The sequence below is a fragment of the Nocardia sp. CC201C genome, from assembly GCF_030010695.1.
GTDB lineage: Bacteria > Actinomycetota > Actinomycetes > Mycobacteriales > Mycobacteriaceae > Nocardia > Nocardia otitidiscaviarum.
The window spans coordinates 1-10,186 of record NZ_JASCXP010000266.1; the positions used below are offsets into that span (position 1 = coordinate 1).

At 69.2% G+C, this 10,186-nt stretch carries 9 protein-coding genes and 1 pseudogene; all 10 read left to right on the top strand.

The features are described 5' to 3' along the window. The coding region (gene ftsY, locus QK444_RS24320; protein ID WP_282784025.1) for a signal recognition particle-docking protein FtsY at window positions 1–1,061 on the top strand (1,061 nt) is incomplete at its 5' end. Between the two features lie 281 nt (window positions 1,062–1,342). Beyond that, complete coding sequence (locus tag QK444_RS24325; RefSeq protein WP_282784038.1) at window positions 1,343–2,602, top strand: ammonium transporter; 1,260 nt, start codon at window positions 1,343–1,345, stop codon at window positions 2,600–2,602. Between the two features lie 3 nt (window positions 2,603–2,605). Continuing rightward, window positions 2,606–2,944, top strand: coding sequence for a P-II family nitrogen regulator (locus QK444_RS24330; protein ID WP_029930039.1), 339 nt, complete (start codon window positions 2,606–2,608; stop codon window positions 2,942–2,944). 188 nt (window positions 2,945–3,132) lie between these two features. Further along, window positions 3,133–5,616, top strand: a complete 2,484-nt coding sequence (locus QK444_RS24335) for a [protein-PII] uridylyltransferase (protein WP_282784028.1) — start codon at window positions 3,133–3,135, stop codon at window positions 5,614–5,616. 182 nt (window positions 5,617–5,798) lie between these two features. Beyond that, window positions 5,799–6,083 (top strand): hypothetical protein, encoded by a 285-nt coding sequence (locus QK444_RS24340; protein WP_029930037.1) that lies wholly within the window; start codon window positions 5,799–5,801, stop codon window positions 6,081–6,083. A gap of 66 nt (window positions 6,084–6,149) precedes the next feature. Then, complete coding sequence (gene ffh, locus QK444_RS24345; RefSeq protein ID WP_039816099.1) at window positions 6,150–7,721, top strand: signal recognition particle protein; 1,572 nt, start codon at window positions 6,150–6,152, stop codon at window positions 7,719–7,721. Between the two features lie 22 nt (window positions 7,722–7,743). Continuing rightward, the gene (locus tag QK444_RS24350) at window positions 7,744–8,838 is read left to right on the top strand and encodes an amidohydrolase family protein (protein WP_282784031.1); all 1,095 of its coding nucleotides are present in this window, start codon (window positions 7,744–7,746) and stop codon (window positions 8,836–8,838) included. 488 nt (window positions 8,839–9,326) lie between these two features. Beyond that, on the top strand, window positions 9,327–9,773 hold the full coding sequence (rpsP, locus tag QK444_RS24355) for a 30S ribosomal protein S16 (RefSeq protein ID WP_282784033.1): 447 nt from the start codon (window positions 9,327–9,329) through the stop codon (window positions 9,771–9,773). Then, on the top strand, window positions 9,773–10,015 hold the full coding sequence (locus tag QK444_RS24360; protein ID WP_029930032.1) for an RNA-binding protein: 243 nt from the start codon (window positions 9,773–9,775) through the stop codon (window positions 10,013–10,015). The genes rpsP and QK444_RS24360 overlap by 1 nt, the downstream gene beginning before the upstream one ends. Then, a pseudogene (locus tag QK444_RS24365) lies at window positions 10,016–10,150 on the top strand (ribosome maturation factor RimM); the annotation flags it as partial. Window positions 10,151–10,186 lie beyond the last annotated feature (36 nt).

The following is a 10,186-nucleotide window of genomic DNA, read 5'->3' on the forward strand; positions in this document are numbered from 1 at the left end:
GCACCTCCGCACCGGCCGCGGCCGTGGAAACCCCGACCGCCACCCCCGTTCCCGAGGCCCCGGTGCAGTCCGCCCCGGTCCCCGTGGACGTCCCCGACTCCGCCCCCACCGTGGCCGAGGCCCCGGTCGTCCCCGAGATCGAGCCCACCGCGGGTCGGCTGACCCGCCTGCGCGGGCGCCTCTCCCGTTCGCAGAACGCCATGGGCAAGTCCCTACTCGGGCTGCTCGGCGGCGGCGACCTCGACGAGGACTCCTGGGAGGAGATCGAGGACACCCTGGTGATGGCCGATCTGGGCACCGCCTCCACCGTCGCGGTGGTCGAGCGGTTGCGCGAGGAGATGGCCGCCCGCAGCGTGCGCACCACCGAGGAGGCCCGCGCCGTGCTGCGCGATGTCCTCATCGAGGCCCTGCGTCCCGAACTGGACCGCTCCATCCGTGCCCTGCCGCACGACGACCGTCCGTCGGTACTGCTGGTCGTCGGCGTGAACGGCACCGGAAAGACCACCACCACCGGCAAGCTGGCGCGGGTGCTGGTCGCCGACGGCCGCCGGGTACTGCTCGGTGCGGCCGACACCTTCCGCGCCGCCGCCGCCGACCAGCTCCAGACCTGGGGTGAGCGGGTCGGTGCGGAGACCGTGCGCGGCAAGGAGGGGGCGGACCCCGCCGCCGTCGCCTTCGACGCCGTGAGCGCCGGTATCGCGGGCGGTGTGGACGCCGTCCTGGTCGACACCGCGGGCCGTCTGCACACCAAGACCGGTCTGATGGACGAGCTGGGCAAGGTCAAGCGCGTGGTCGAGAAGAAGGCCCCGGTCGACGAGGTGCTGCTGGTGCTCGACGCCACGGTCGGCCAGAACGGGCTGACCCAGGCTCGGGTCTTCCGCGAGGTCGTCGATATCACGGGTGTGGTGCTCACCAAGCTGGACGGCACCGCCAAGGGCGGCATCGTCTTCCAGGTGCAGCACGAACTGGGCGTGCCGGTGAAACTGGTTGGTTTGGGCGAGGGGGCCGATGATCTCGCTCCGTTCGAGCCCGGCGCCTTCGTCGACGCCCTGCTCGGGTAAACCCGCCCCGACCTGGCGCGACGCCGGGAATCAACATCATCCTCACAATGTGTTCGTAACAGCCGTGCGGATCGGGAAACACGCTGGCAACAGTGCAATCTCATCCGTTCACCTAGGCGAAACGCCGAAGGATCACGGATGAAACACCGACTGAGGACCCTCGTTGCAGGCTTCGTTAGCAGTACACCGGCGAGGCCCGAGATGAGGAGGACAAGGTGGTGGATCCCGTAATCCTGGCGGGCGCTGAAATCGGCGCGCCCGACACAGGTGACACGGCCTGGATGCTGACAAGCGCGGCCCTCGTGCTGTTGATGACCCCCGGGCTCGCGTTCTTCTACGGCGGCATGGTCCGTAGCAAGAACGTGCTCAACATGATCATGATGAGTATCAGCGCCATGGGCATCGTCACGGTGCTGTGGGTGCTGTACGGCTACTCGGCCGCATTCGGCACGGACAAGGGCAGCCTGCTCGGCGACCCCGCCGAATACTTCGGCCTACGGACTCTGATGTCCGGCTTCGGTGAGGAATCGGTCGGTGTGCCGCTGGTCGGCACCGTGCCCGCGACCGTGTTCGTGGCCTTCCAGCTCATGTTCGCGATCATCACCGTGGCCCTGATCTCGGGTGCGGTCGCCGACCGGATGAAGTTCGGCGCCTGGATCCTGTTCGCCGCGGTCTGGGTGACCGTCGTCTACTTCCCGGTCGCGCACTGGGTCTGGGGTGGCGGCTGGATCATGGAGAAGGTCAAGGCCATCGACTTCGCCGGTGGTACCGCCGTGCATATCAACTCCGGTGCCGCGGCGCTGGCGCTGGCGATCATCATCGGCAAGCGCAAGGGCTGGCCGCAGACCCCGTTCCGTCCGCACAACCTGCCCTTCGTCATGCTCGGCGCCGGTCTGCTGTGGTTCGGCTGGTTCGGCTTCAATGCCGGTTCGGCGGTCGGTGCCAACGGCGTCGCCGGTGTCACCTTCGTCACCACGGTCGTCGCCACCGCCGCGGCCATGCTGGCCTGGTTGCTGGTGGAGAAGATCCGTGACGGCAAGCCCACCTCGCTGGGCGCGGCCTCCGGCATCGTCGCGGGCTTGGTGGCCATCACCCCGGCCTGTGCCTCGGTGAACATCGTCGGCGCGCTGGTGGTCGGCCTGGTGGCGGGCGCGATCTGCGCGCTGGCCGTCAGCCTCAAGTTCAAGTTCGGCTACGACGACTCCCTCGACGTGGTGGGCATCCACCTGGTCGGCGGTGTGATCGGCACCGTGCTGGTCGGCTTCGTCGGCACCGCCGATGCGCCCACCGCGGTCGACGGCCTGTTCTACGGTGGTGGTGTCGACCAGCTGTGGCGGCAGATCGTGGGTGCGGTCGCGGTGCTGGCCTACTCCTTCGTGGTCGCCGCCGTCATCGCCTTCGCGATCAAGGCCACCATCGGCCTGCGGGCCGACGCGGAAGCCGAGTCCGCGGGCATGGACGAGTCGGAGCACGCGGAAACGGCATACGATTTCGCTGCTGTGGGTGGCACGACACGTACCACCGCCGTCAAGGAGGCATGACGCATGAAACTGATCACCGCAATCGTCAAACCGTTCACCCTCGAGGACGTCAAGTCCGGGCTCGAGCAGGCCGGCGTGCTGGGCATGACGGTCAGCGAGGTCCAGGGTTACGGGCGACAGAAGGGCCACACCGAGGTCTACCGCGGTGCGGAGTACTCCGTGGATTTCGTCCCGAAGGTTCGGGTCGAGGTGGTCGTGGACGACGCCTCCGTGGAGAAGGTCGTCGAGGTCATCGTGGAGGCCGCGCGCACCGGCAAGATCGGTGACGGCAAGGTCTGGGTGACCCCCGTCGAGTCGGTCATCCGGGTTCGCACCGGCGAGCGCGGCTCCGACGCGCTGTAAGCGGACAGCAGCTCGAGCGGCGGCCCCGCTCCCGCCGGACCGGTGGGAACGGGGCCGCACTCATGTGACGGGTCGGTGCGACCGATCCGACGGGTCGGCACGACCGAAGTGACGGGTCGGCACGACCGATGTGACGGGTCGGCACGCCGACGCGCGGCGGCAGGACAACTGAGATGGGTGGTGTGGTCGTGGGTTTCGAGCGAGCGCGAAACGAGCAGGTCGCGGGTGGTGTGGTCGCCAACGGGGCGTCGGATCTGGTCCGTGCCCGCGATCAACTGCTCGGGGAGGCGGGCAGGAATGCGGGCGGCGGTGCGCGCACCCCGCGCCTGGACTCCGAGGCGCTGCGCCAGGCGCTGGTCGATCTGTTCGAATTGTGGTTGACCACCAAGGGTTCCGAGGTCGGCATCACTCCCGACAGCGGCCTGGCTGTGGTGGCGGTGGGCGGCCTGGGCCGCCGCGAGATGCTGCCGTACTCGGATCTGGATCTGGTGCTGCTCTACGACGACGTCGATCCGCAGCGCGTCGCCGAGGTGGCCGATCAGCTCTGGTATCCGCTGTGGGACGCCCACATCAAACTCGACCACAGCGTGCGCACCGTCCCGCAGGCGCTGCGCGTGGCCGCCGACGATCTGACCGCCGCGCTCGGCATGCTGGAGGCGCGACATATCGTCGGCGACCAGGCGCTGAGCGATCTGCTCGTCAACGGGGTGCGTCGGGACTGGCGCAGCGGTATCCGCTCCCGCTTCGACGGTCTGCTCGAGCAGGCCGAAACCCGCTGGCGCCGCAGCGGGGAGATCGCGCACCGCGCCGAACCCGATCTCAAGAACGGCCGCGGCGGACTGCGCGATATCCAACTGCTCGACGCCCTCGCCATCGCCCAGCTGACCGACGCCATGCCGGGGCTCGGTCCGGACGTGCCGGGCGGCGGGCTCGAAATCGCGCACCGGCGGCTGCTGGACGTGCGCACCGAACTGCACCGGGTGGCCGGGCGCGGGCGGGATCAGCTGCGCGCCCAGGACGCCGACGAGATCGGCGCGGCGCTGCGCATCGGCGATCGCTTCGATCTGGCCCGCACCCTGTCGGACGCGGCGCGCACGGTGAGCTACTCCGTCGACGTCGGACTGCGCACCGCGGCGAACGCCCTGCCGCGCCGCGGACTCGCCCGGCTGCGCCGCATGCCGGTACGGCGACCACTCGATGAGGGGGTGGTCGAACACGCCGGTGAGGTGGTGCTGGCCCGCGATGCCCGCCCGCAACGCGATCCCGGACTGATCCTGCGGGTGGCGGCGGCCGCCGCGCAGACCGGACTGCCCATGTCGGCCACCACGCTCAACCGGTTGTCCGAGGACGCGCCGGAACTGCGCGAACCGTGGCCCAAGGAGGCGCTCAACGACCTGCTGGTCCTGTTGGGATCGGGGCGCAACGCGGTGGACGCCATCGAGGCGCTGGATCGAACGGGCCTGTGGGGCAGGCTGTTTCCGGAGTGGGGTGTGGTGCGGGATCTGCCGCCGCGCGACGCCATCCACACCTGGACCGTGGACCGGCATCTGGTGGAGGTGGTGGTGCGGGCCAGCGCGCTGTCGACGCGGGTGTCCCGTCCGGACCTGCTGCTGCTCGGCGCGCTGCTGCACGACCTGGGCAAGGGTCGCCCCGAGGACCACAGCGTGGTCGGCGCGGAACTGGCCACCCAGATCGGTCGGCGGCTGGGGCTGTGGCCCTCCGACGTGCGGACGCTGTCGGCCATCGTGCGTCACCACCTGCTGCTGCCCGAGACCGCCACCCGCCGCGATCTCGACGATCCGAACACGGTGCTCACGGTGGTGAAATCCCTCGACGGTGACGCGCAGCTGCTGGAGTTGCTGCACGCGCTCGCCGAGGCGGACGCGCTGGCCACCGGACCGGGCGTGTGGAGCGATTGGAAGGCCTCGCTCATCGCGGAGTTGGTGCGCCGCTGCCGGCTGTCCATGGCGGGGGAGGACCTGCCGGAACCGGATCCGATTCCGGCGGAGCTGGTCGCCAAGGCCGAGGCGGGCGGGGTGCATGTGGACCTGCGCGCGGGGGACGGGCGCTACACCCATGTGGTCACGGTCGTGGCCCCCGATACGCCCGGCCTGCTGTCGGATGCGGCGGGCGTGCTGGCCGTGCATTCGCTGCGGGTGCTGTCGGCCTCGCTGGGCGGGGCCGGGGAATCGGCCATCGACACCTTCGTGGTGGCGCCCCGATTCGGTGATCCGCCGGATCCCGGTCTGCTGCGCCAGGAATTGATCCGGGCCCGCAACGGCGATTTGGATCTGGCGGGCGTGTTGGCGCGTAAGGAACGCGAGGCGGGCGGGGTGCAGCGCAGTCCCTACGCGCAGGCGGCGCCACGGATCATCTGGTCCGAAACGGCCGATCCGGGACGGGTGCTGCTGGAATTGCGCGCCGAGGACAGAATCGGTTTGCTCAGCCGTTTGGCGGGCGCGCTGGCCCGGGTGGGCGCTAATGTGCTGTGGGCGAAAGCGGTGACCCTCGGCGCGGCCGTGGTGGACGTATTCTGCCTGGATCTGGGCCCGGGGGATACGCCGGAGCGGCGGGCGGAGATCGCGGCGGCGCTGCTCGCGGTGGTGCCGCCGCAGCAACCGAAGAAATCGCCCGAATCGGACACGGAAATGGGTTCCGGCAGAGTTTTCTGACCAGTCGCCATGTAGTTGGATTAACTGGCAAACCCCGCGTTTGCCAGTTAATCCGATCGTTGCGTGCAATTTGCTGGAATAGGTATGGGTACCCCGTTCCGCGCTTTAATATCCCCCTCTAGAGAAAGCTATCGCGAGCATGAGGGGAGCAGTCGGTGGCAATTGAAGTGGTGTCGGCGTCAATGATGACGTCGGACTTGACCCAGCACATCGCGCGCTGTGTCGGCGGCGACCGCTGGGTCGTTTCCTGGTTGCCCGGACGCACCCTCACCGGACAGCAGGCGGTGACTGCCATGACCATCGCCTCGACCGTCGCCGCCCAGCCGCCCACCGAGGCCGAATGGGCGCTGCTGGACGGACTCGCCCTCGAACTCGGCCTCACCGCGCGCGAGGCGGTGGGCATGGTGGTGCAGGAGAACCACGACCTGTGCCGCCCCGCCACGGCCGCGCGCCGCAACCTGGAATAACCCTTCCCCGCCGGTCCTACTACCCTGGTACCCGAGTGACGTCCCTCGAGATCAGGAGCGCGATCGGTGTTCGAATCCCTGTCCGACCGGTTGGCCGGTGCCCTCAAGGACCTTCGTGGCAAAGGGCGACTGTCACCGGCCGATATCGACGCGACCGCGCGTGAGATCCGGCTGGCGCTGCTCGAGGCCGACGTCGCGCTGCCCGTGGTGCGCGGTTTCATCGCCAAGGTCAAGGAACGCGCCAAGGGCGCGGAGGTCTCCGCGGCGCTGAACCCGGCCCAGCAGGTCGTCAAGATCGTCAACGAGGAACTGGTCAACATCCTCGGCGGCGAGACCCGGCGGCTGCGGTTCGCCAAGAACCCGCCGACCGTCATCATGCTGGCCGGTCTGCAGGGCGCCGGTAAGACCACCCTCGCGGGCAAGCTCGCCAAATGGCTGAAGGGGCAGGGGCATCAGCCGCTGCTGGTGGCCTGCGACCTCCAGCGTCCGGGCGCCGTCACCCAGCTCCAGGTCGTCGGCGAGCGGGCCGGTGTGCCGGTCTTCGCACCGCATCCGGGCACCTCCATCGGCGGTGGCGACAACCCGCTCGGGATCACCGCCGCCGATCCGGTGCAGGTGGCGCAGGCCGGTATCACCGAGGCGAAGCAGAAGCAGTACGACGTGGTCATCGTCGACACCGCGGGCCGCCTCGGCATCGACGCCGAACTCATGGCGCAGGCCGCGGGCATTCGCGACGCGGTGCAGCCCGACGAGACCCTGTTCGTGCTCGACGCCATGATCGGTCAGGACGCGGTCACCACCGCCGAGGCGTTCCGCGACGGCGTCGGCTTCACCGGCGTGGTGCTCACCAAGCTCGACGGCGACGCCCGCGGCGGTGCGGCGCTGTCGGTGCGCGAGATCACCGGCCAGCCCATCCTTTTCGCCTCCACCGGTGAGAAGCTCGAGGACTTCGACGTCTTCCACCCGGACCGCATGTCCAGCCGCATTCTCGGCATGGGCGATCTGCTCACCCTGATCGAGCAGGCCGAACAGGTCTACGACCAGAAGCAGGCCGAGGAGGCCGCCCGCAAGATCGGCTCCGGTGAGCTCACCCTCGAGGACTTCCTCGACCAGATGCTCGCCATCCGCAAGATGGGGCCGATCGGCAACCTGCTCGGCATGCTGCCCGGCGCCGGTCAGATGAAGGACGTCCTGGCCCAGGTCGACGACAAGCAGCTCGACCGCGTCCAGGCCATCATCCGCGGTATGACACCCGCTGAACGCGATAACCCCAAGATCATCAACGCCTCCCGCCGCCTGCGCATCGCCAACGGCTCCGGCGTCTCGGTCTCCGAGGTCAATCAGCTCGTCGACCGTTTCTTCGAGGCCAAGAAGATGATGGGCATGATGAGCCGCCAGTTCGGCCTGCCCGGCTCCCGCGGTGGCGGCGGCAAGGGCAAGAAGGGGAAGAAGGGCAAGAAGGGCGGCCGCGGACCGACCCCGCCGAAGGTCAAGGGCGGCTTCCCCGGCATGCCGGGCCTGCCGGGCGGTATGCCCGCGGGTATGCCCGATGTCTCGAACATGCCCGCCGGTCTGAACGAATTGCCGCCGGGGCTGGAGGGTTTCGATCTGTCGAAGCTGAAGTTCCCGAAGAACTGAGTGCTCTCGACAGGAGGTCGGCATGCGGCTGCGGGGCGTGGTGCTGCCGGACGGGGAGGTTCGTGAGCTGTGGGTGCGCGACGGGCGCATCGCGGCCGAACCGGTGCCAGGGGCCGAAACCCTGTGTGAGAGCGGCTGGATCGTGCCCGGACTGGTGGATGCGCACTGCCATGTGGGCATCCGCTACGGCGGCGGCCACGAGGATCACGACGGGGCCGTGGCCCAGGCCGAGATCGAACGCGACGCGGGGGCGCTGCTGCTCCGCGACGCGGGATCCCCGATCGACACCCGCTTCCTCGACGAGCGCGCGGATCTGCCGGAGATCATTCGCGCGGGCCGCCATATCGCCCGGCCCAAGCGCTACATTCGCGAACTCGGCATCGAACTCGACGACGAGCGCGACCTACCTGAGATCGTCGCCGAGCAGGCCCGGCGCGGCGACGAGTGGGTCAAGATCGTGGGCGACTGGATCGACCGTGGTGTCGGCGACCTGCGGCCGCTGTGGAGCGACGCCATCCTGAAGGAGGCCATCGACGCCGCCCACCGCGAGGGCGCGCGGGTCACCGCACACGTATTCGGCGAGGATGCTCTTCCCGGTCTCCTCGCCGCCGGAATCGACTGCATCGAACACGGCACCGGGCTCACCGATGACACCATCGCGCTCATGGCCGCCCACGGCACCGCGTTGGTGCCGACCCTCATCAATATCGACACCTTCCCCGGAATCGCCGACAGCGCAACCAAATTCCCCACCTACGCCGCCCATATGCGCGATCTGCACCGTCGATCCCGCGACACCGTGGCCACGGCGCACGACGCCGGAATCCCCATCTACACCGGAACCGACGCGGGCGGTTCCATTCGCCACGGCCGCATCGCCGACGAGATCACCGCCCTCATGCACGCGGGCCTGTCACCGCACGACGCCCTGGGCGCGTCCTCCTGGAATGCCCGCGCCTGGCTCGGCCGTCCGGGTATCGAACCCGGGGCCCCGGCCGACCTCGTCGTCTACGAGCGGGACCCGCGTACCCATCCGGAAGTCCTCGCCCACCCGACCTGGGTGGTCCTGCGCGGCCGGGTCTACGCCCGCCACACGCCGGTCACCGGCCACCGCTGAGCCGGAATCCGCCGAATCCGCCACGAACCCGAAGTGAATCATTCATGCTTCACATGTTTGTGTAGCTCCAACCTGATGAGGTGAACACCGTGGGTTCCGTGGAAAGCCTGCTCACGGCCGTGCTGGCCGGTTTGATCGTGAAGTTCCTGACCGGCAGCGCCGACTGACGATGCCGCACTCGCAGCCCATCGCGGTCGCCGACCAGGTGGGCTGCCCGTGGTCGCCTCCGTAGTCGACGGCGGGCGGCTGCGCGGACCACAGGGCGATGCGGGTCGCCGGCGAGGCCGATGTTCTCGGCGTCCGCGGTGTCTGGCAGAATGGACGACCGTCCTCATCGAGGACAGTGTCAGCCCGTCTCCGGTTACGTACCGCGCGGCGGTCACAACACTCAACGCAAAACCGGGTCCACCCGCGGGTGGGCTGCTGAATTGCGGCCGTGACCACTCCGGCTGCCCCTCGGGGCGGCCGAAAAACGAAAGGCGCAGCACATGGCTGTTCGCATCAAGCTGACCCGTCTGGGCAAGATCCGCAACCCGCAGTACCGCGTCGTCATCGCCGACGCGCGTACCCGCCGTGACGGCCGGGCCATCGAGAACGTCGGCAAGTACCACCCGAAGGAAGAGCCCTCGCTCATCGAGATCGACTCCGAGCGCGTGCAGTACTGGCTGAGCGTCGGCGCGCAGCCGACCGAGCCGGTGAAGCGGCTGCTGGAGATCACCGGCGACTGGCAGAAGTTCAAGGGCCTGCCGGGCGCCGAGGGCACCCTGAAGACCAAGGCCGCCAAGCCGTCCAAGTTGGACCTGTTCAACGCCGCGCTGGCCGCCGCCGACAACGAGCCGGTCACCGAGGCCGTCACCCCGAAGAAGAAGGCCGCCAAGAAGGACGAGGCCGCCACCGACGCCGCTGCCGAGGCCGCCACCGAGGCTGCCGAGTAATGAGTGCCGTTGTCGCCGATGCCGTCGAGCACCTGGTGCGCGGCATCGTCGCCAATCCCGACGACGTCCACGTCGAGCTGATCACCAGCCGACGTGGCCGGACCGTCGAGGTGCACGTGCACCCGGACGATCTGGGCAAGGTGATCGGCCGCGGCGGACGCACCGCGACCGCGCTGCGCACCCTGGTCGCCGGGATCGGCGGTAAGGGCATCCGCGTCGACGTTGTCGACACGGATCAGTAGATGGAACTGGTCGTCGGGCGGGTCGCCAAATCGCACGGGGTGCGTGGCGAACTCGTCGTGGAAGTCCGCACCGACGAACCGGAGCTGCGGTTCGCGCCCGGCAGTGTGCTGAAAGGCCGGCTGCCGCGGGCGACGGCGACCCAGGAGTACGTGGTGGGGTAGGGCCCGGGG

Coding starts and splice junctions, on each gene's coding strand:
- QK444_RS24325 (WP_282784038.1), top strand. CDS start 1,343: ATGCTGACAAGCGCGGCCCTCGTGCTGTTGATGACCCCCGGGCTCGCG.
- QK444_RS24330 (WP_029930039.1), top strand. CDS start 2,606: ATGAAACTGATCACCGCAATCGTCAAACCGTTCACCCTCGAGGACGTC.
- QK444_RS24340 (WP_029930037.1), top strand. CDS start 5,799: ATGATGACGTCGGACTTGACCCAGCACATCGCGCGCTGTGTCGGCGGC.
- QK444_RS24350 (WP_282784031.1), top strand. CDS start 7,744: ATGCGGCTGCGGGGCGTGGTGCTGCCGGACGGGGAGGTTCGTGAGCTG.
- rpsP (WP_282784033.1), top strand. CDS start 9,327: ATGGCTGTTCGCATCAAGCTGACCCGTCTGGGCAAGATCCGCAACCCG.
- QK444_RS24360 (WP_029930032.1), top strand. CDS start 9,773: ATGAGTGCCGTTGTCGCCGATGCCGTCGAGCACCTGGTGCGCGGCATC.